Raw genomic sequence first — 19,902 nt, 5'->3', positions numbered from 1 at the left:
GATGAAGTTCGGAATCTCGACCTTCGTGACCGATGACACCATCGACACCGTCACGCTGGCCCAGGCCATCGAGGAACGGGATTTCGACGCGCTGGCCATCGCCGAACACACGCATATCCCGGCCAGCCGGGAATCGGCGTACCCGTTGGGCGGCGAGCTGCCGAATATCTACTACCGGACCCTGGACCCGTTCGTCACGCTCGCGGGGGCCGCGGCTGTCACCTCCCGCATCCAGCTGATCACCGGTATTGCGCTGCTCATCCAGCGCGACCCGATCATCACCGCGAAAGAAGCCGCCAGCATCGACCTGATCTCCAACGGCCGCTTCGTCTTCGGCGTCGGCGCCGGGTGGAATCTGGAGGAGCTGCGTCATCACGGCACCGACCCGAAGACCCGCGGCGCGCTGCTAGACGAGCGGATCGAAGCCATCAAGGCGCTGTGGACCACCGAGCCCGCCGAATACCACGGTAAATACGTGGACTTCGATGCGTCCTATCTGCGGCCCAAGCCGGTACAGACGCCGCACCCGCCGATCCTCATCGGTGGCGATTCGGATGCCACCGTCAAGCGGGTGATCCGGCACGGTGCGGGCTGGATCTCCAATCCGCTCCCCGTGGAGCGACTGACCCGACGCATCGAACAGCTGCGCGACGGCGCCGGTCACGATGTGCCGCTGAGCTCGTTCGGCATCCCGCTCGACCCCGGGTACTGGTCCGCCTTGGAGCGCCTCGGCTTCGGGCAACTGAACCTGTTGCTGCCGAGCCTGCCGCGCGATGAGGCGCTGCGCCTCCTCGACGACTACGCCGACAAGGTGGCGCAGTACCGCGGTTAGCAGTCCCGGAAGAGCAATTACTGTCAGGTTGTTGTCAGGTAATCGGGCGCGCCACTCGTGTGTCCGGTCTGACGTACTGACGGGGGACGGTCGTGAGCATTCGGTTGGGCGCGGTGGCGGTGGATTGCCCGGACCCGGCGGCACTCGGTGATTTCTATCGGGAGGTGCTGGGGCTCAAAGTGGTGCTGTCCACCGCGGACGTCGTCGCGCTGGAGGGGGCGGGGTTCCTGTTGAGCTTCGAGCGTGTCGAGGACCATCGCCCGCCGACCTGGCCCGGCGGGCAGGTGCCCAAGCAGCTGCACCTGGACCTGGCGGTCGCCAACCTCGACGTGGAGGAGACCCGAATCCTGGCGTTGGGGGCCACCAAGGCCGAGATCCAGCCCAACCCGGAGAAATGGCGGGTACTGATCGACCCGGCGGGCCACCCGTTCTGCATCACGGTGCTGTTCCGGCCGTGAGGTGATGTCGTGAAACGCGCGGCAGCTCCGTCTCCATGGTGAGGCGACCGCTAGGGTCGCCAACCGGAGGGAGAATGTCATGGCCAAGTACCTACTGCTGAAGCACTACCGGGGGGCGCCGGCGTCGGTCAACAACGTGCCGATGGACCAGTGGACGCCCGCCGAGGTCGAGGCGCACATCGCGTACATGAACGAATTCGCCGGGCGGCTACAGGGCACCGGCGAATACGTCGACAGTCAGGCGTTGGCCCCGGGAGGGACCTGGGTGCGCTCCGGCGGTGAGGGGAAACCGCCGGTCACCGATGGCCCGTTCGCCGAGACCAAGGATCTCATCGCCGGCTGGATGATGATCGACGTCGACAGCTACGAGCGGGCAGTCGAGCTGGCCGCGGAATTGTCGGCCGCACCCGGCGCGGGTGGTGCGGCGATTCACGAATGGCTGGAACTTCGGCCGTTGCTCAATCACACGCCGTGCGTCGCTGACTAGTGGACGAGGCGCGGTTGCGCGATCTGATCCCCGGTGTGCTGGCGGCGCTGGTCCACCGGGGTGCGGATTTCGCGTCTGCCGAGGATGCGGTCCAGGAGGCGCTGATCCGGGCGCTGCAGACGTGGCAGGACCGCCCGCCGGACGATCCCAAGGGCTGGCTGATCACCACGGCGTGGCGCCGCTTCCTCGACCTGGCGCGTTCCGACGCGGCCCGACAGCATCGCGAAGTTCTTGTCGCAGAACAGCCTTCGTCCGGTCCGGCCGTCGCGGTGGACGACACGCTGGACCTGTACTTCCTGTGTGCCCATCCGGACCTGACTCCGGCCTCCGCCGTCGCGCTGACGCTGCGCGCGGTGGGCGGGCTGACCACTCGTCAGATCGCGGCGGCCTACCTGGTTCCGGAATCGACCATGGCACAGCGGATCAGCCGGGCCAAGCGCACCGTCGGCGCCACCGGCCTGGTCCGGCGCGGCGATCTGCACACGGTGCTCAAGGTGCTCTACCTGGTCTTCAACGAGGGGTACAGCGGCGAGCTGGATCTCGCCGAGGAGGCCATCCGGCTGGCCCGGCAGCTGGCCGCCGCCACGCCCGACGAGGAGGCGGCCGGACTACTGGCGCTGTTCCTGCTGCACCACGCGCGACGGCCGGCCCGCACGAGGCCCGACGGGGCCCTCGTCCCGCTGGCGGAGCAGGACCGTGCGCTGTGGCGGCGCGACCTGATCGCCGAGGGCGTCGACATCCTGCAGGCGGCCCTGGCCCGGGACCGATTGGGGGAGTACCAGGCTCAGGCTGCCATCGCGGCCCTGCACGCCGACGCGCAGACCGTCGGTGAGACCGACTGGGTGCAGATTGTCGAGTGGTACGACGAACTGGTCCGGCTCACCGACAGCCCGGTGGTGCGACTCAACCGCGCGGTGGCGGTGGGGGAGGCCGACGGGCCGCACGCCGGGCTGGCCGCCCTGGTCGAGCTGGATCCCGCGCTGCCCCGTTACACCGCCGCGGCGGCGCACCTGCACGAGCGGGCGGGCGAAACCGCCACGGCGGCAGATCTTTACGCGCGCGCGGCGGCCGAGGCGGACAACCTCGCCGAACGCCACCATCTCACGATCCGCGCGGCGACCCTGCGGCAGCGGCTGGGGGACGGAAACCCCGCATGATCGTGTCCAGGTGGCGTTCCCAGCGGTGCCGACCACGGTGGGCCGGGTCGATGCGCTCGGACTGGATCACCCCGCGCAGCGCCCACACGGCGATGGTGATGTCGTCGGGGGTGAGGTCGGCGCGCACGGCTCCGGCTTGTTGGGCGCGGGTGAGCAGGCCGGTGGCGCGCCGACGCAGCTCGTCCACCAGCGCGCGCGGTGCCAGGTCGCCCCACACCGGCGCCGACAGTCCCGACTTCTCGGCCAGCTCCACACCGACGGTCCGCAGGAACAATTCCACACCCTCGTCGGCGGGTGCCTGCTCGGCGACGCCCGCGACATCGATGAGCCGCTGAAAGAATCCCGCGAGCACCTCCCGTACCAGGGCTTCCTTATTGGCGAACCGGCGGTAGAGCGTCGCCGGGCCCACACCGGCGGCGGTGGCGATGTCGTCGAGCGTGGCGTCCGGGCCGTGTTCGGCGAATACCTGCTCGGCCGCCGTGACGAGCTTCTCGCGGTTGCTGGTGGCATCCCGGCGCACGTGCACCTCCCTGGTCTGGTCATACGGGAATAGATCCCGCGCCGACATGTTCCAGACTATGTGATAGTCAAGCTCTCACTTGTGAGAGGGACGGGAGAGAAGGCATGAGCAAGGTCTGGTTCATCACGGGTTCCTCCCGCGGGTTCGGTCGCGAACTGGTGCGTGCCGCACTGGCGGCCGGTGACCGTGTCGCCGCCACCGCACGCCGACCCGAACAACTCGACGACCTGGTAAGCGGCTACGGCGATCGGATTGCCGCGCTGCCGCTGGATGTCACCGACCCGGACGCGGCTCGCGCGGCGATCGCGTCCGCGCGCGAACGGTTCGGCCGCCTCGACGTCGTGGTCAACAACGCCGGCTACGCCAACGTGGCACCCATCGAGACCGGCGACGACGCCGACTTCCGCGCCCAGTTCGAGACGAACTTCTGGGGTGTCGTGCACGTGTCGAAGGCTGCCATCCCCGTGCTGCGCGCCCAGGGCGGCGGGCTGATCATCCAGTTCTCGTCGATGGGCGGCCGGGTCGGCGGATCGGCGGGTATCGCGTCGTATCAGGCCGCGAAATTCGCGATCGACGGATTCTCGCGGGTGCTGCAGACGGAGACGGCCCCGTTCGGTATCAAGTTGCTCGTCGTCGAACCGAGCGGGTTCGCGACCGATTGGGCCGGTGCCTCGATGGAGGTGGCCGACATCCCCGAGCGGTACGCGAGCACGGTGGGCGCCATGAACACCGTGCGGAGAACGGCTGCGGTCACCGCGGGTGACCCGGTGCGCGCCGCCGAGATCCTGGTCCGGCTGACACGCCGGGACGACCTTCCGTATCACCTGCCGCTGGGGGTGAACGCCGTGGAGGGCTCGATCCGCCAGGACGAATTGCTCCTCGCCGAGGATCGCAAATGGGCCGCCGTGGGGCGCTCGGCGGATTTCGCCGAGCCTTATCCGGTCGAGTTCCCGGCCTGACCACTATCGGGTGGCCAGCCAATCGGTGAACCGGGTCTGGGCGAGCACCGCTGCGGGCCCGGTCACCAGGCTGTCCTGGTCGACGACAGTGCCGAAGTACGTGGCCGCCGGATCGATGACCACCGGGGTGTCCTCACCTCGCTGCGCCAGCACCGCGCGGACCAGGTCGGCGAAGCTGAGTTTCTCCGGCCCACCGATGTTGACGATGCCGTTGACCGGCGGCTGTTGGGCCACCCGGGCAAGCTCGGCGGCGACCTCGGCCGACGCGATCGGCTGGATCCGGGCGTCCGGAGCGTGGATCACGTCACCGGAACGCAGGGAATCGGTGATCGCGCCGCCGAATTCGTGGAATTGCGTCGCCCGCACGATGGTGTGCGGTAGGCCGGAATCGGTGATGATCCGCTCCTGAGCCACCTTCGCCCGCAGGTAGCCGCTGTCGGGCAGGCCGTCGGTGCCCACGATGGACAGCGCCACGTAATGCCCGACGCCGGCGGCTCGGGCCGCCTGAACCAGATGCGTCGACGAGGCGGTGAAGAACGCCAGCACGGGCTCGTCCTCGAAGGACGGCGAGTTGGTGACGTCGATGAGGACGTCGGCACCGTGACACGCTTCGGCGAGGCCCTCGCCGGTCAGCACGTTTGCGCCGGTACGCAACGACGCGCCCACCACGTCATGGCCGGCCGCGGTGAGCAGTTCGACGACCTGCGAGCCGATGAGCCCGGATGCTCCGAACACCGTGATCCTCATGATTGTTCTCCTTGTCAGAGGTGTGTACCTGGTACCAGCCTGCCCCCGGGCGGCACTCGGCCGAGCCCTTGAAAACCCGTGGTAATCCGCGATGAGGTCTACACGTGCACGCGAATTACGTATACGGTCTAACTATGAGCGGAGTGTCGGTGATCACAGGTGGCGCGGGCGGTATGGGACGGGCCACGGCCAAGATCGTCGGGCGGGACCACACCGTGGTGCTGGCCGACAACAGGGCAGATCGGCTGACCGCCGCGACCGCCGAATTGTCCGGTCTCGGGGTGACGGCCACCGCGGTGCACTGCGATGTCACCGACCGGGCGGCCGTGGGGGCGTTGTTCGAGACCGCGGCGCGACTGGGTGAGATCGCCTCGGTGATCCACGCTGCGGGTGTGAGCCCCAGCATGGGCGACGCCGATTACGTGATGCGGACCAACGCCCTGGGCACCGTCAACGTCAACGAGGCCTTCTTCGCCATCGCGGGCGAGGGCTCGGTGATCGTCAATGTCGCGTCGATGGCGGCCTATCTGATGCCCGAGGAACTCATTCCGGCGGCGCAGTTCCCCCTGGCGCTGACCGACGCTCCCGCCTTCGCCGACGCGATGCGGGCGGCGTACGCGATCGCCCCGGAGGAGGCTCGCTCCGGGATGTCCTACGCGGTGAGCAAGGGCTTCGTGAAGTGGTACACGTCATCTCAGGCCGAGCGTTTCAACACCCGCGGGCTGCGGATCGTCTCGGTGTCCCCGGGGTCGGTGGACACGGAGATGGGGAAGCTGGAAGCGGACGCGGGGGCCGGCGCCATGGTGGCCGACTTCGCCGTGCCCCGCTGGGGCAAGGCCGAGGAGATGGCCGAACTGTTCGCCTTCTGCGCCAGCGACCGGGCGGGCTACCTGACCGGCACCGACATCCTCAACGACGGCGGCGTGGTCGCGTCCATGCGCGAACGTGTCCGGGTCGCCGCTTTGCAGGCCTGAAGCCCCCGCTGTCCTGAAAAGGCGTGCGGCGTCACCAGACTCGCACGTAATCGACGAGCATGTCGGCCGGATAGGTCCCGGCGCCCGGGTCGCCACCGCCGGACCCGGCCACCGCCAGATCCAGCACCGGAAACAGTTGGTAGCCAGGCTGATTGAACTGCCAGTCCGGTAGCGCATGCGCGGGCACGTTGAAATACGGCTGGGCACCGTCGGTGTAGTCCCGCCAGAACCGCATACCCGCGTCATCCCACTGCACCCGCCACGTGTGCCAGGCACTGTCGACGCTGATCGTCTGGCTGACGTGCTCGCCGCCGTTGAGCTTGGCGTGCACCGCGGTACCGGGGGCCCATTTGCCGTTGCCGTACCACTCCATGATGTCGACCTCTCCACCGATGGTGGGGTCGTTGTTGGCCAGGTACCAGGCCGGCCAGCTGCCCGGGGTGAGGCAGTTCAGCTTGATCCGGGCTTCCCAGTTGTGCCCGATGCCACCCCGCCACTTCCCGAACAGCTTGCCGCTGTAAAAGGTGTTGCCGTCTTTCGCGGCGCGGAACACCAGGTTGGACTTGCCGTCGACGAACACATTGCGGCGATCGTCGCGGTACTGGCCGACATTGCCGGGCAGCTCCCAGAACGTCGGATCCTCCATCGACTCGCGGGCCAGCGCCACTTCCCATTTCGATGCGTCGGGGGCCGAGCCGGCCGGCCCGTCGAACTCGTCGGCGAACAGATAGCCGCCAGTCGGTGGGGCCGCGGGCGGGGGAGCGACGGGCGCGGCCCGAGCCACGGGTGTGGGCATGGCGGCGGTCAGCGCGCCGATACCGGTCAGCAACATCATGTCGCGACGATTCATCTGGGGACTCCGTTCAGTCGCCGACCGCAACGAGATTCGAGGCCTGCGGGACGATCAGCACCGGGATATCGGTGTGCGCGACGACCGCCGCCGCGACGCTGCCCTGCAGGTGGCCCAGTAATCCGTTGCGACGGTGCGGTCCGAGCACGATCAGGCTTGCGTGGTGTTCCTTGGCCGTCGCGACGATGCCGTGCCAGGTCGGCGACGCCTCGACTGCCTTACTGCACACCGCAAATCCTGCCTCGGCGGCCAGCGTTGCGCCATAGGCGGCGGTCTGCTCGGCGGATCGCCGCACCTCAGCGGCTTTGTCGGCATCCAGATGGCGGCCGTCGGCGGGGGTGAATCCGACGTCGACGGGCTGCCAGATGCACAGCACGAGGGCCTGGCGGCCGGGTGGCAGCGCCGCCGCGGCTGCGGCGATGGCGGCGGCGGCTCGCTCGGTGCCGTCGTAGGCGATGACCACGGGGCCGGGGGAGTCGGCGGCGAAGGAGGATGGCGGTGGTGCCGCGGCTGGCGCCGGTTCGGCTTCCGGCACCGATGCCGGAAGCCCGCGCAGGCGCGCCAGCAGCGGCGGCGAGTACCAGGCCGGTGATTCACCGTCCAAGAACAGGTCCAGGTCTGGGGTCTGCGGGCGGGCTCCGCTCAGTGCGTAGACGGCGACACCGAAGACGGCGCCGGCGATCGACAGCCCGAACCCGATCCACAGGGCGATACCGGTGCCGGTGACCAGGTCGTCCGCGGCGGTCGACGCGAAGTGGGCGAAGATCGGCGCCACCATGAACGCCGCGACGGCGCGCAGCAACTCGATGATGGCGAACACCCGCTGCAGGCTGTTGGACTGGAGCGAGAAACCGGCGACGAACAAGGCCGGCGCCACCGTGGCCCCCAGCGCCAGACCGGTCAGCGCCGAGCCGAGTAGGGCCAGCGGCTGATTGCCCGGTAACGACAGCCGGAACACCAGGATCCCGGCGGCCAGCAGCGCCATCCCGACCAGCGGCAGGTAGTGCATCGCACGCCGGGAGATCACGATGCCGAACACCACGGCCATCACCACCGCGCCGCCCAGCTCGGGCAGATAGATCAGCCCCACCTGCACCGGGCTGAAGCTCAGCAGGAAGACGTTGGCGGTCAGCGCGGTGGCGGCCACCGATGCGGCCGCGGCGAACAAGGCGACGCCGACGCCGGCGACCGGGATGGAACTGGTGAGCATGGTGCGGATGGTCAGCAGCGGGCGGCGGGCCCGGAACTGGTAGACGATCAGCGCGACGATGAGCGCCAGGCCGCCGAGCATGGGGCCCGTCACCGCCATATCGCCGAAACCGTGGGTGGTCAGTTGTGCGGCGCCGACGAAGGCCGCGGTGCAGCCGGCGGTGGCCAGGGCGATCGCCCACAGGTCGCGCGGCGCGTCCGGATCGGCGGGCGGCGCGTCGTCGAAGGTGAGGGCGGCCAGGATGAGTGCCGTCAACGCGATCGCGGCGACGATCCAGAACAGCGGCCGCCAGGCGTGCGATTCGGCCTGCACACCACCGACGAACGGGCCGAGTGCGACGGCCCCGAACACGCACATGTTCATGATGACGGCGGTGTTGCGCAGCTTGTCCCGGGGGAAACCGATGGTGAGCGGCGGCGCGGCCGCGATGAGCAGCATGCTGGTGGCCAGCCCCTGCAGGACGTGACCGCCGATGAACATCCCCGCGTTCTGCGCCGAGGCGGCCAGCACCGAACCCACGACGAGCAGCACCGCGTAGCCGAGCAGCATCCGGCGCTGGGGCAGGTGCTGGGCGAACTGGACCGCGAGCACCGTGCCCACGGCATAGGCAGCGTTGCCCAGCCCCGCCGACAGGCTCATCTGCTGGGCGGTCATGTGCAGATCTGCGGAGATGATCGGTACCAGCGGATCGAGTGCCGCCGACAGCGCGAGATAGGGGATGAGCGCCAGCGTGACCATGGCGGCCACGGCCGGATACCGTCCGGCCAGAGGTCCCTGGCGCATCAGAACAGCCCGAAACTGTGAATTTGCTGGCAACTCGGCACGGTAAGCGGCCGGCTGGTCATCCGGTTCGGGTCGGCCACGTGTCGCTGCAACTCCTTCGGGCGGGCATTTGTTCCCGGGCGTTGCCCGGGAACGCCCCATGGTCGATAGCTCGGTTCTATTACCCACGCCGAGAATCATTTTCATCGGTGGGACGATCGCGGTAACGGCATCGTCAACCGCGCAGACAGGTCAATGCTATCGGTCTTCGCGTGCCTGGGCGGACTCAGGTTGAGTTAGGGATGCCCAGCAAACCGCGTATTTCGTTCACAGACACTAATTAGCTGCGGGAATCGGGGCCGGCCCACCAGTCGAGCACCCGGGTCCCGAAGAACGTCAGCCACTTCGAGGGTTCACCGGCGGGGACGTCGACGTCGAACCACACCCGTCCGGGCAGCGGGCTCGCTTGCAGCCAGGTGCCGTCCGGGCGGCGAGCATTGCGGATGAGCGCCACCGCATCGGCCATCCGCGCATCGGGTGACACACCGTCGTGTGTGCCGGCCTCGCGGAAGTAGTCGGCGGCGCGCAGCACGTCATAGCGCCAGCGGAACGGGTAGCCGAACGCGTCGACCCAGTCGGCGACCGGCTGCCCCGTCGACAAGCGGCGGAACAGGCCCCGCGCCAACAGGTATTCCTGCCCGGCCCACCGCGCCGCTCGGACCGCATCGTCGGGCCCCTTCGCCACCTCATAGGCGAGCAGTCCCTTGAGCGAGTTCAGGGTCGAATGGAACGACGATCGCCTCGACCCGTCCTCCCACTCGCAGTTCCACCCGCCGTCGGGCAGTTGGTGCTCGAGGAACCAGGCGACGATCCCGTCGACGTCGGCACCGAGCCACACCCCGTTGGCCACGGTCCAGGCGTTGATGCAGCAGTCCACCTCGCCACCCCAGTACGGCAGCTCGTCGTACTCCCAACGGCAGTGCTCGGCGAGCAGCTCAGCCGTGCGGCGCCCGCGCAGCACCGCCGGGTCGAGCCCCCATTCGCGCAATGAGTTCAGCGACCAGGTCGTCGCGGTCCAGGGCTGGCCGTGGGTCTCACGCTCCGCTGTACCATCCTCCCCGTCGCTTCGCTCGCCCGTGTCGAAATCGGCCGGGAAGAACGCGCCACCCGCCCATTGCCCGTCCGGGTCCTGTGCCGCCAGCAGCCGTGCGCCGAAGCCCTCGGTCGCGACGCGGGACCGGGTCGCCTGCCAGACCTCGGCGGGCATCCTCATCAGGTCGCGCTCGACCTGCCAGCGCAGCGCAGGATCGGCATCGGCAAGCCAGCTGACCAGCGCATCAGATGCCATGTGGTCACCGTAGCCAACGGCGGCGTGCGGCACCTCACGTAACGCTGCAGCCGCTGGTGACGATCATGTATTCGTGATTCGTCGGGTGATAGCAGTGGTTGCGGGGGCGTTTCTCGCGCCCGGTCTCATCGGTCTGTCCGCAGGCCCGGCCTCGGCGGCCCCCGGATGCGGGGACTACCACTGGATCGGCGCCGCCGGCTCCGGCCAGCGTGATGGTGCCGCCCTGGCCGCCAACGCCGGGATGGGCGATGTGGTCTACCAGTCCTATCTGCAGATGCGCTCGGCGCTGGCCGCCAGCGGGCGGACCCTCACCGCCGAAGCCGTGCAGTACCCGGCCGCCCCCGTCCCGGCCGACGGCGGGCTACGCGGGTGGATGAACTTCATGGACAGCGTGCACGCGGGTACCGATGCCACCGCCCATCAGCTGACGGCCTTCACCGCGCAGTGCCCCACGACCAAGGTGATCCTGGCGGGATACTCGCAGGGCGCCATGGTGATTCATCGCAACCTGCACGATCTCGCCGACGATCCCCAGGTGGTGGCCGCCCTGCTGGTCGCCGACGGCGACCGGCTGCCCGGCGACACCACCATCAACATGGGCTCGGCGGCGCTGGCGCCGGGGGTGGGTAAAGGTGTCGCACAAGAGCATTCGTTCCTGGCGTCGACGGACACCTCCACGCTGCCGGCGCGGATGGGCGCCCGGACCGTCAGCGTCTGCGATGTGGGCGACCCGGTCTGCGATGCCGTCCCCGATCAGGACGCGATGTCCGCCACCGGTATCGCCGTCCACACCGGCTACGCGCCGGCCACCGACGGTCTGCACGCCTGGGGCGCACCGCTGTACAACCTGGTGCTGGCCGACGAAACCGACACCGGGCTACAGCCCGCGCAGAGCCTCCGGTAGCGGACCCGTGTGCAGCACGCCGAGACGCTGGGTGGCACGGGTCAGCGCGACGTAGAGGTCGGCTGATCCGCGCGTACCGCCTTCGGCCGGGATCCGTTGGGGTTCGACCACCAGGACGGCGTCGTACTCCAGGCCCTTGGTCTGCGACGCGGGCACGGTACCCGGCACGCCGGGCGGTCCGATCACCACGCAGGTGCCGGGCAGGCGGTCTTCCTCGGCCACGAACTGCGCTATCGCCGAAGGTAATTCCTCTGCGTCGACCCGTCGTGCCCACGGCGCGAAGCCTGATGCCCGCACCGATTCCGGCGGTGTCACCTCGGGTGCGAACTCCGCGAGCAGGGCTGCCGCGACGGCCATGATCTCCGCGGGTGTTCGGTAGTTCACCGACAGCGAGCGGTACACCCACCGGCCCGGGACGTACGGTGCCAGCATGGCATCCCAGGACCGCGCACCGGCTTCGGAGCGGCGCTGGGCCAGATCGCCGACGATGGTGAACGACCGCGCGGGGCAGCGCCGCATGAGCACCCGCCAGTCCATCTCGGACAGTTCCTGTGCTTCGTCGACCACCACATGCCGGTACGTCCAATCCCGGTCGGCGGCAGCGCGTTCGACGAGATCGCGGGTATCGCGTTCGGAGAACCTGTCGGCGAGGTCCTCGGCCGCCAGGATGTCCTGGGCGAGCAACCGGTCCTCATCGTCCATCAGTTCTTCGCGGGCGACCATCAGGTCCAGGACGCCCTTGGCGTAGGCCTCCTGCTTCTTGCGTTCGCGTGCGGCGGCCCGGTCGGCGGCCTTGTCCCGGCCGAGCAGGTCGACCAGTTCATCGAGCAGCGGTACGTCCGACACCGTCCACGCCTGCCCGTCGGCTCGCCAGAGCGCCTCGTCGGCACCCGCGGCACGCAACCGTTCCTTCGACGAATACAGCTGCGAAAGAACGGATTCCGGAGTCAACAGCGGCCACAGTTCGTCGATGGCGGCGTGGAACGCGGTGTTCTCGGCGAGGTCCTCGAGCAGGTCGGTACGCATCTGCTCCCAGGCGTTCTTGTCCGACCGGGACAGCCAGCCCCGGCCGATACGGGCGATGGCCCGCTCGGTCAGGACGTAGGTGACGATATCGATGAAGACCGCGCGGGCCTGATTGTGCGGATGGCCGCTGCCGCGCGCCTCTTCCCGGGCCCACTGTGCGGTCTCCGCGTCGATGCGCACCGTGACATCCGAGAGCTCGATGGTCAGCGGCTCCTCGGGCAGGCGTTGGCGGTCGGCGACCGCCGCGGCGAGCACATCGAGCATGCGCAGCGAGCCCTTGATCCGCGCCACGGCGGGGGCGTCCTCGGCGGTGACTCGAAGACCGGGCACCAGGTCGCCGGTGGTCGTGAACACCACGTCGGTCTCGCCGAGGGAGGGCAGCACCCGGCCGATGTGCTCCAGGAAGGCCGGGCTCGGCCCGACGACCAGCGCGCCGTGCCGCTCGATCTGCTCCCGGCGGGTGTAGAGCAGATAGGCCACCCGGTGCAGGGCCACCACGGTCTTTCCGGTGCCGGGTCCACCCTCGATCACCAGCACTCCGGGATGGTCCAGCCGGATGATCTCGTCCTGTTCGGCCTGGATGGTCGCGACGATGTCCCGCATTCCGTCACCGCGCGGGGCGTTGACCGCCGCCAGCAGCGCGGCGTCCCCACCGGTGGCGGCATCGGGGCGGCCCAGCACCTCGTCGGTGAAGCTGACCAATCGCCTTCCGAGCGTGCGGAATTGGCGCCGCAGCCGCATACTCTCCGGGTTCGCCGCGGTCGCCGTGTAGAACGCCCGCGATGCCGGGGCGCGCCAGTCCTGCAGCAGTGGCTCGTAGCCGTCCTCCGGATCGAACAGGCCGAGCCGCCCGATGTACATCCGCTCGCCGGACTCGGAGTCCAGCCGCCCGAAGCACAGCCCGCTGTCCGCGACGTCGAGGCGATTCATCTCTCGCGCGAGAGCCCGCACGCCGACATCGCGTTCCAGCAGCGTGGCGCCGTCCTGGGCGTCGATATCACCGCGCAGCGCGGCGTCGTAACGTTGTTTGGCCGCCGAGCGCTCGGTGTCCAGCCGGGTATACAGGCGGTCCACGTACTGCCGTTCCGACCGCAGTTCGTCGTCGTAATCTCCGCTAGTCACAGTTTCCCCCAACGCGCCCGAACGTCCGTGAGTTCCAGGCCAGGGGAGTCAGGCACGCAGGGGCGCACCGCCCGGCAGGCGCCGCTCGACGATACCGGTCAGCTGGGCCATCGCGTCGGCGTCGCCGGTGACCTCCAGATCGCCCCTGGCGATGGCCTCACCCAAGGTGACGTGTCGCCCGGCGATCGCGAGGAACGTCGCAGCGGTGGTTCGGACGGTGACGTCGGCCGCGGGAGCGGCGCCGGCCTTGACCCGCAGCCGGCCGTCGCGGACGTGCAGACAGGCGGTGCTGCCGTCGATGTGGAACTGGTAGACCGCGGCGAAATCGGCGGGTATCTCGTCGTCGTCGGCGGCGGCCAGGAAGCCGAGCGCCCACTCGGCGCGGAAGGTCTCCTCGACGGACTCGACGCCGGCCATCTGGTGCCGCGCGCCCCAGAGTGCGAGCGGGACCGTGGCCTTCGCGAGCTCGATGCCCGACGGGGTGAGTTCGTAGGCCACCGCCGCATTGGGCTGGTCGAGGATGAGCTTGCGTGCGACGACGCCGTCGGCCTCCAGCTGCCGGACCCGGGTGGCCAGCAGGCTGGTGCCGATACCGGTCAGCGCGTCCGCGAGCTGCGTGTACCGCTTCGGCCCGGAGGCCAGCTCCCGGACTATCAGCAGCGTCCAGCGTTCGCCCACCACATCGAGGGCGTGGGCGAGACCGCAGAACTGACCGTAGTTGCGCCGGGACATGCCGAGAAGCCTACCGCAGCGCTCCTTAATGGTTGTGCGAACTGAAATAAGATAGTGCGCACTTCAATTTCTTATGTTAGGTTTCCGGCAGGTGAGACGACGAGGAGATGTCATGGCTGCATCGATCGGTGCCGGAACCCATGCCGGCACAGCTGGGCCGGCCCGCCGGCTGGTGATGACCCTGGTGATGAGGTTGGGGCACGTGCTGGCGCGCGAATGGATCGCCGAGTCCGGGCAGCCGGACCCCGGGGCGCGACGGCGGCGGTACTACCCGCCCAGGCGGGACCGCGTCATCGAAGAGGCGGCGATGTCACGCGAGATGTATCGGCTCTGACCCCGCGCGCCTGTCGAGCACCGACAGCGTGCGCTGCGCCCAGCGGATGTTCTCCTCTTCGAAGGCGATGCCACGCAGCAGGGTCAGGTAGGGGCCGATCCGGGTGCCGTTGGCGAGATGGTCGTCCTCATCCCGGCCGGCGAGCAGGCGCACCCGCATCCGTTCGTAGCGTTCGAGTTTGGTCTGCGACCATGCGAGCTGCTCGGCCACCAGGCCGCGGACGGCGGTGGCGTCACCGCCGTCGAGGGCGTTGACCTTGATGAGCAACTCGTCGCGGAAGATCGAGGGTTTCGGCGGTGCGGCGGTGAACGCCATGATGGCCGCGTGCCCGGCTGGTGTCAGCGAGAAGATCCGTTTGTTGGGCCGACGCTCCTGCTGGACGACCCGGGCTTCGATGAGGCCGTCGGCGGCCAGCCGATCCAGTTCTCGGTACAGCTGTTGTGGGGTGGCGGTCCAGAAGTTGGCCACCGAGGCGTGGAAGGACTTGGCCAGGTCGTAGCCCGACGATTCACCGTCGAGCAGGGCGGCCAGCACCGCGTCGCGTAGTGCCACCCGGCTACTGTACTGTCATCCACACCTATTCAACAATGTGACTATGTGAGGTGCCGGATGCATCCCTTCCGTCAAGCCGTCGAAGCCCGTGATCCCGACGCGATGGCCGCCCAGCTGGCCGACGATGTGGTGTTCACCAGCCCGGTGGCCTTCAAGCCGTATCCGGGCAAACCGATCACCGCGGCCATCCTGCGCGGGGTGCTGCGGGTCTTCGAGGACTTCCGCTACATCCGCGAGATCAACGACGGACACGATCACGCGCTGGTCTTCGAGGCGACGGTGTCCGGTAAACAGATCACCGGTTGCGACTTCATCCACACCAACGACGCCGGCCTCATCGACGACTTCATGGTGATGGTCCGCCCGCTCTCCGGGGCGCAGGCGCTGTCCGAGGCGATGGCCGCCCAGTTCCCGCAGATCCAGGCCGAAGCACTGGAGGGTTCCCTGGGGGCAGGAGCGCAGCGACCCGGGGGAGAGTACGGCGCATGAAGATCGGACTGGGTATCAACTACGCCGGCGGATTCAAAGAGGTCGCGGCCGAGGTCGCCGACCTCGAACGCGCCGGCCTGGACATCGTGTTCGTCCCGGAGGCGTACTCGTTCGACGCGGTGAGCGCACTGGGCTATCTGGCGGCCAGCACCGAACGGGTGCAACTGGCCTCGGGCATCATGCAGCTCTACACCCGCACCCCCACCCTGACCGCGATGACGGCCGCCGGACTGGATTACGTCTCCGACGGCCGGTTCATCCTCGGCCTGGGGGCCTCCGGGCCGCAGGTCATCGAGGGCTTCCACGGGGTGCCCTACGACGCACCGATCGCCCGGACCCGCGAGGTGGTGCAGATCTGCCGGCAGGTCTGGCGTCGCGAACGGCTGCAGTTCGACGGTGAGCACTACACCATCCCGCTGCCCAAGGACCGCGGCACCGGACTGGGCAAACCGCTCAAGCTGATCAACGAGCCGGTCCGGGAACGGGTCCCGATCCTGCTGGCCGCCCTGGGGCCCAAGAACGTCGAGCTGACCGCCGAGATCGCCGAAGGTTGGCAGCCGATCTTCTTCCTGCCGGAGAAGGCCGGTGAAGTCTGGGGCCGGGCGCTGACGGCCGGGCGTGCCAAGCGCGATCCGGCGCTGGGCGAACTGGACATCTACGCCGGGCCGGTGCTCGCCATCGGCGATGACGTCGAACCGCTCCGCGAGTTCGTCAAACCCCATCTGGCGCTGTACATCGGCGGGATGGGCGCGAAGGGCAAGAACTTCTACCACTCGCTGGCCACCAGCTACGGCTACGGACCGCAGGCCGACCGCATCCAGGAGCTCTACCTGGCCGGCGAGAAGGAAGCCGCGGCCAAGGCGGTGCCCGACGAGCTGGTCCGCGATGTCTCGCTCATCGGCTCAGCGGGATTCGTCAAGGAGCGGGTCGCCGCGTTCCGGGAGGCGGGCGTGACGGCACTCAACGTCGTGCCGATCGCCGAGACGCCCGCCGCCCGGATCAAGCTGATCGAGACGCTGCGCGAACTGGTTTAACGCTGGCCGGCCTGGTCGATGGGCTGGGCCGCGGTACGGCCGCCCAGCCGGCTGACCACGTAGTCGGCCGCCTGGTCGGTGAGGCCGCTGGCGGCGTACGAACCGTGGGCGCCCTGGTCATGACCGGTCGGCGAGCACACCGGGTCTTCCGGGATGCACAGGTCGTCGGTCTTGCCCGCGTACCGGGAGCCGACGGTGATCGGTGGCGCGCCGGTGTAGATCATCTGCAGGAAGCCGCTGGACGGTTTGCCGAACAGCGCCACCGCGGCAACGTGATCGGCCACCGAGGCCGGCATCGGTCCGGTGAGACCCGAGGGCAGCGCGAAGCCCGCGGGCACGGCATCGGCCGTGATGTAGGCGGCCACCGCCGCACCCTGCGAGAAGCCACCGAGCACGATCTTGGTGTCCGGGCAGGCGGACGCGGTGGCCTTCACCTTGTTGCTGGCGTCGATCACCCCATCGGCCGCCGTCGAGAAATCGAGGGAGGCAGGGTAGTTCACCGCGTAGACGTCCACCGTCTTACCCGGGGTCTTGGCCCGGAGCGCATCCACGAACGCCCCGCCGGTACCGCCGATACCTGCCGGCTCGAACGTCCCGCGCGCGAAGACGACTTGCACGTCCGGACACGCGCCGGCCGGATCTGCCACAGCCTGACCAGCGCCGGCGAGTGAGCCCGCCGCCGCGCACACCGCCGCTGCCGCGGCGCCCAACCAATGATCAATCCGATTTTTCACAACTGCTCCACACTTTGTCCCCGACCCGCGGTGGCGCCAGTGCCCCGCGCTAAGCACGAACGGAATACCCAGGAAATCCTCATCCGAACCCCCAAGACGGCGTGCTGCCCGGTGACGATCAGTCGAGCCGCCCGGCACCGGTCATCCGCACCACCGGAAATCCTTCCTCATCCGATGCGGCCAGGTCCACCTCTATGTCGAATCCCCAGTCATGATCACCGGCGGGGTCGTCGAGGATCTGCCGCACCCGCCACACCTCGGGTTGGCGGTCGAAGATCAGCAGGGCAGGCCCCCGGGCGTCGGCACCGGTGCCCACGTCGTCATGTTCGCGGGCATACGCCGCCCCGACCTCTTCCCAACGGTGTGCCGGCCAACCCGAACCGCCATCCAGCGCGCCCAGATCTGCCCAGCGCCGGCGTGCGAACAACTCGACCCGCCGGAACAGCGCGTTACGCACCATCGCCGTGAACGCACGTTCGTTGGCCGTCAGCGCACGCACCGGCACGGTCACCGGAGCGGCATCGGGTTGGTCACCGCTGGTGAGCTGTTCCCATTCGTCGAGCAGGCTCGAATCGACCTGACGCACAAGCTCACCGAGCCACTCGACGATATCGACGAGCTCCTCGGTACGTGCGGTGGCGGCCACCCCGGACCGCAGCGCCTTGAACGCGTCGGAGAGGTAGCGCAGCACCGCTCCTTCCGATCTGGTCAAGCCGTATTCGCTGACGAACTCCCGGAAGGTCTGCGCCCGCTCCCACATCTCGCGCACGATCGACTTCGGTGCGAGTTTCCCGTCGGCGGCCCACGGATTGGTGCGCAGGTACACCCCGAAGGTGTACTCGAGCATCTCTTGCAGCGGTTTGGGATAGGTCACCTCGTCGAGCAGCTCGATACGCTCGTCGTACTCGATGCCGTCGGCCTTCATCTGCGCCACGGCCTCGCCGCGGGCCTTGTTCAACTGCGCGGCCAGGATCTGGCGCGGATCCTCCAGCGTGGCCTCGATCACCGAAACCACGTCGCGCGCATAGGTTTGCGCTTCGGTGTCGAGCACGTCGACGGCAGCCAGCGCGAAGGTCGACAGCGGTTGGTTGAGGGCGAAGTCGGGCGGTAGGTCGACGGTCAGCCGGTACCTTCTGCCGTCGGGCTCGGGTTCGGGCAGCCGTTCCAGGATCCCGGCCTGCAGCAGCGAGCGGGCGATGCCCACCGCTTCCAGGATGAGCTTGAGCTGGCGTTTGCGCGGTTCGTGGTTGTCGGTGAGCAGCCGGCGCATGGACTCGAACGGGTTCCCAGGCCGGTCGACGACATCCAGGATCATGGCCGTGGACACCCGCATATTGCTGGTCAACGGCTCGGGCGCGGCTTCGACCAGCCGTGTCATGGTCGCCTCACTCCACGGCACCATGCCTTCGGGTACCTTGCGGCGCACCAGTTTTCGCCGCTTCTTGGGGTCGTCGGCCACTTTGGCGAACTGTTTGAGGTTCTCCACCTCGTGGTCGGGGGCCTGCACGACGACGGTGCCCGCGGTGTCGTAACCGGCCCGGCCGGCCCGGCCGGCGATCTGATGGAACTCCCGGGCCTTGAGCAGTCGGGTGCGGGTGCCGTCGTACTTCGACAGTGCGGTGAACACCACCGTCCGGATGGGCACGTTGATACCGACGCCGAGCGTGTCGGTGCCGCAGATGATCTTGAGCAGGCCGGCCTGCGCCAGCTGTTCGACCAGCCGCCGGTACTTGGGCAGCATGCCCGCGTGGTGCACGCCGATACCGTGGCGCACCAGCCGGGACAGCGTGGTGCCGAACGCCGTCGAAAAACGGAAGTTGCCGATGGCCTCGGCGATCGCGGCCTTCTCCTCCTTGGTGCAGACGTTCACGCTCATCAGCGCCTGGGCCCGCTCCAGGGCGGAGGCCTGGGTGAAATGCACCACGTAGATGGGCACCTGCTTGGTGCTCAGCAGGTCGCCGATGGTCTCGTGCATCGGTGTGGTGGCGTAGGAGTAGAACAGCGGCACGGGCCGCTCCGCTCCGGCCACCAGCGCCGTGGGCCGGCCGGTGCGCCGGGTCAGGTCTTCGCGGAGGAAGGTGACGTCGCCCAGGGTGGCCGACATCAGCAGGAACTGCGCACGGGGCAACTCCAGCAGCGGCACCTGCCAGGCCCAGCCGCGGTCGGGGTCACCGTAGAAGTGGAACTCGTCCATCACGATGAGGTCGGTGGCCGTGCTTTCCGGACCGCCCTCGCGCAGCGCGACATTGGCCAGGATCTCGGCGGTGCACGCGATGATCGGCGCACCCGCGTTGACGGCCGCGTCGCCGGTGAGCATGCCGACATTGGCCGCCCCGAACACGTCGCACAGTGCGAAGAACTTCTCACTGACCAAGGCTTTGATCGGCGCCGTGTAATAGCTGCGCCGGCCGCCGGCCAGCGCCGCGTACTGCGCACCGGTGGCCACCAACGACTTCCCGGACCCGGTCGGGGTGGCCAGCACGACATTGGCGCCGCTGACCAATTCGATCAGCGCCTCTTCCTGCGCCGGGTAGAGCGTGGTCCCGCAGCGCTGCGCCCAATCGGCGAAGGAGACGAACAATTCGTCGGGATCGGCACCCAGCGCCCGCAGGGCGGTCAGGTCGGTGGGGTCCTCGAGCAGGGCGGCAGTGGTGGTCATGTCCTGTCCAGC

General features: G+C 68.8%; 20 protein-coding genes. 10 read left to right on the top strand and 10 right to left on the bottom strand.

Features of this window, described 5'->3' with window-relative positions:
- The first annotated feature begins 1 nt into the window (after position 1).
- The 4 genes from H7J86_RS14180 (at position 2) to H7J86_RS14165 (ending at position 2,934) form a co-directional block, all read left to right on the top strand.
- Positions 2-832, top strand: coding sequence for an LLM class F420-dependent oxidoreductase (locus H7J86_RS14180; RefSeq protein WP_267291674.1), 831 nt, complete (start codon positions 2-4; stop codon positions 830-832).
- Positions 833-924: 92 nt separating this feature from the next.
- Positions 925-1,290, top strand: a complete 366-nt coding sequence (locus H7J86_RS14175) for a VOC family protein (protein ID WP_267291672.1) — start codon at positions 925-927, stop codon at positions 1,288-1,290.
- 79 nt (positions 1,291-1,369) lie between these two features.
- Positions 1,370-1,777, top strand: coding sequence for a YciI family protein (locus H7J86_RS14170; protein ID WP_090359315.1), 408 nt, complete (start codon positions 1,370-1,372; stop codon positions 1,775-1,777).
- Entirely contained in the window at positions 1,777-2,934 is a 1,158-nt protein-coding gene (locus tag H7J86_RS14165; protein ID WP_267291670.1) for an RNA polymerase sigma factor, read from the top strand. The genes H7J86_RS14170 and H7J86_RS14165 overlap by 1 nt, the downstream gene beginning before the upstream one ends.
- On the opposite strand, the gene H7J86_RS14160 is transcribed toward H7J86_RS14165, so the two are convergent.
- Positions 2,879-3,502 carry a TetR/AcrR family transcriptional regulator gene (locus H7J86_RS14160; protein WP_267291668.1) on the bottom strand — a complete coding sequence of 208 codons (624 nt, stop codon included), beginning with the start codon at positions 3,500-3,502 and terminating at the stop codon, positions 2,879-2,881. The genes H7J86_RS14165 and H7J86_RS14160 overlap by 56 nt on opposite strands.
- A gap of 56 nt (positions 3,503-3,558) precedes the next feature.
- On the opposite strand from H7J86_RS14160, the gene H7J86_RS14155 reads away from it, so the two are divergent.
- Positions 3,559-4,413: an SDR family NAD(P)-dependent oxidoreductase gene (locus tag H7J86_RS14155; RefSeq protein ID WP_267291666.1), complete on the top strand. Its 855-nt coding sequence runs from the start codon at positions 3,559-3,561 to the stop codon at positions 4,411-4,413.
- Positions 4,414-4,416: 3 nt separating this feature from the next.
- Here the strand turns inward: H7J86_RS14155 and H7J86_RS14150 are convergent, their stop codons facing one another.
- A complete protein-coding gene (locus H7J86_RS14150; protein WP_267291664.1) occupies positions 4,417-5,160 on the bottom strand; it encodes an SDR family oxidoreductase in 744 nt (247 codons plus the stop codon).
- Between the two features lie 134 nt (positions 5,161-5,294).
- Here H7J86_RS14150 and H7J86_RS14145 point away from each other — a divergent pair, with 134 nt between their 5' ends.
- The gene (locus H7J86_RS14145; RefSeq protein ID WP_267291662.1) at positions 5,295-6,134 is read left to right on the top strand and encodes an SDR family oxidoreductase; all 840 of its coding nucleotides are present in this window, start codon (positions 5,295-5,297) and stop codon (positions 6,132-6,134) included.
- Positions 6,135-6,165: 31 nt separating this feature from the next.
- On the opposite strand, the gene H7J86_RS14140 is transcribed toward H7J86_RS14145, so the two are convergent.
- From H7J86_RS14140 to H7J86_RS14130, 3 genes are all read right to left on the bottom strand, one after another.
- The gene (locus tag H7J86_RS14140; RefSeq protein ID WP_235632920.1) at positions 6,166-6,984 is read right to left on the bottom strand and encodes a glycoside hydrolase family 16 protein; all 819 of its coding nucleotides are present in this window, start codon (positions 6,982-6,984) and stop codon (positions 6,166-6,168) included.
- Positions 6,985-6,997: 13 nt separating this feature from the next.
- Positions 6,998-8,977 (bottom strand): universal stress protein, encoded by a 1,980-nt coding sequence (locus tag H7J86_RS14135; RefSeq protein ID WP_267291660.1) that lies wholly within the window; start codon positions 8,975-8,977, stop codon positions 6,998-7,000.
- Positions 8,978-9,296: 319 nt separating this feature from the next.
- A complete protein-coding gene (locus tag H7J86_RS14130) occupies positions 9,297-10,304 on the bottom strand; it encodes a prenyltransferase/squalene oxidase repeat-containing protein (RefSeq protein WP_267291658.1) in 1,008 nt (335 codons plus the stop codon).
- An 85-nt stretch (positions 10,305-10,389) separates the two neighbouring features.
- On the opposite strand from H7J86_RS14130, the gene H7J86_RS14125 reads away from it, so the two are divergent.
- Positions 10,390-11,208, top strand: coding sequence for a cutinase family protein (locus H7J86_RS14125; RefSeq protein ID WP_267291656.1), 819 nt, complete (start codon positions 10,390-10,392; stop codon positions 11,206-11,208).
- Here the strand turns inward: H7J86_RS14125 and helR are convergent.
- Together helR and H7J86_RS14115 are read right to left on the bottom strand one after the other, a co-directional pair.
- Positions 11,182-13,356 carry an RNA polymerase recycling motor ATPase HelR gene (gene helR, locus H7J86_RS14120; protein ID WP_267291654.1) on the bottom strand — a complete coding sequence of 725 codons (2,175 nt, stop codon included), beginning with the start codon at positions 13,354-13,356 and terminating at the stop codon, positions 11,182-11,184. The two genes, H7J86_RS14125 and helR, sit on opposite strands and share 27 nt — an antisense overlap.
- Before the next feature lie 48 nt (positions 13,357-13,404).
- Positions 13,405-14,088 carry a winged helix-turn-helix transcriptional regulator gene (locus H7J86_RS14115; RefSeq protein WP_090359299.1) on the bottom strand — a complete coding sequence of 228 codons (684 nt, stop codon included), beginning with the start codon at positions 14,086-14,088 and terminating at the stop codon, positions 13,405-13,407.
- A 112-nt stretch (positions 14,089-14,200) separates the two neighbouring features.
- On the opposite strand from H7J86_RS14115, the gene H7J86_RS14110 reads away from it, so the two are divergent.
- Positions 14,201-14,422, top strand: coding sequence for a hypothetical protein (locus tag H7J86_RS14110; RefSeq protein WP_090359297.1), 222 nt, complete (start codon positions 14,201-14,203; stop codon positions 14,420-14,422).
- On the opposite strand, the gene H7J86_RS14105 is transcribed toward H7J86_RS14110, so the two are convergent.
- Positions 14,399-14,974 carry a PadR family transcriptional regulator gene (locus H7J86_RS14105; protein WP_090359295.1) on the bottom strand — a complete coding sequence of 192 codons (576 nt, stop codon included), beginning with the start codon at positions 14,972-14,974 and terminating at the stop codon, positions 14,399-14,401. The genes H7J86_RS14110 and H7J86_RS14105 overlap by 24 nt on opposite strands.
- A 57-nt stretch (positions 14,975-15,031) precedes the next feature.
- Here H7J86_RS14105 and H7J86_RS14100 point away from each other — a divergent pair, with 57 nt between their 5' ends.
- Positions 15,032-15,463, top strand: a complete 432-nt coding sequence (locus H7J86_RS14100) for a nuclear transport factor 2 family protein (protein ID WP_267291652.1) — start codon at positions 15,032-15,034, stop codon at positions 15,461-15,463.
- Complete coding sequence (locus tag H7J86_RS14095; protein ID WP_267291650.1) at positions 15,460-16,497, top strand: LLM class F420-dependent oxidoreductase; 1,038 nt, start codon at positions 15,460-15,462, stop codon at positions 16,495-16,497. Before H7J86_RS14100 ends, H7J86_RS14095 begins: the two co-directional genes overlap by 4 nt.
- Here the strand turns inward: H7J86_RS14095 and H7J86_RS14090 are convergent.
- Positions 16,494-17,186, bottom strand: a complete 693-nt coding sequence (locus H7J86_RS14090) for a cutinase family protein (protein WP_267292946.1) — start codon at positions 17,184-17,186, stop codon at positions 16,494-16,496. The two genes, H7J86_RS14095 and H7J86_RS14090, sit on opposite strands and share 4 nt — an antisense overlap.
- A 163-nt stretch (positions 17,187-17,349) precedes the next feature.
- A complete protein-coding gene (locus tag H7J86_RS14085; RefSeq protein WP_267291648.1) occupies positions 17,350-19,890 on the bottom strand; it encodes a DEAD/DEAH box helicase in 2,541 nt (846 codons plus the stop codon).
- Positions 19,891-19,902 lie beyond the last annotated feature (12 nt).

The sequence above is a fragment of the Mycobacterium hackensackense genome, from assembly GCF_025822555.1.
Taxonomy (GTDB): Bacteria; Actinomycetota; Actinomycetes; order Mycobacteriales; family Mycobacteriaceae; genus Mycobacterium; species Mycobacterium fluoranthenivorans.
This window is presented reverse-complemented; position numbering and strand designations above follow the sequence as displayed.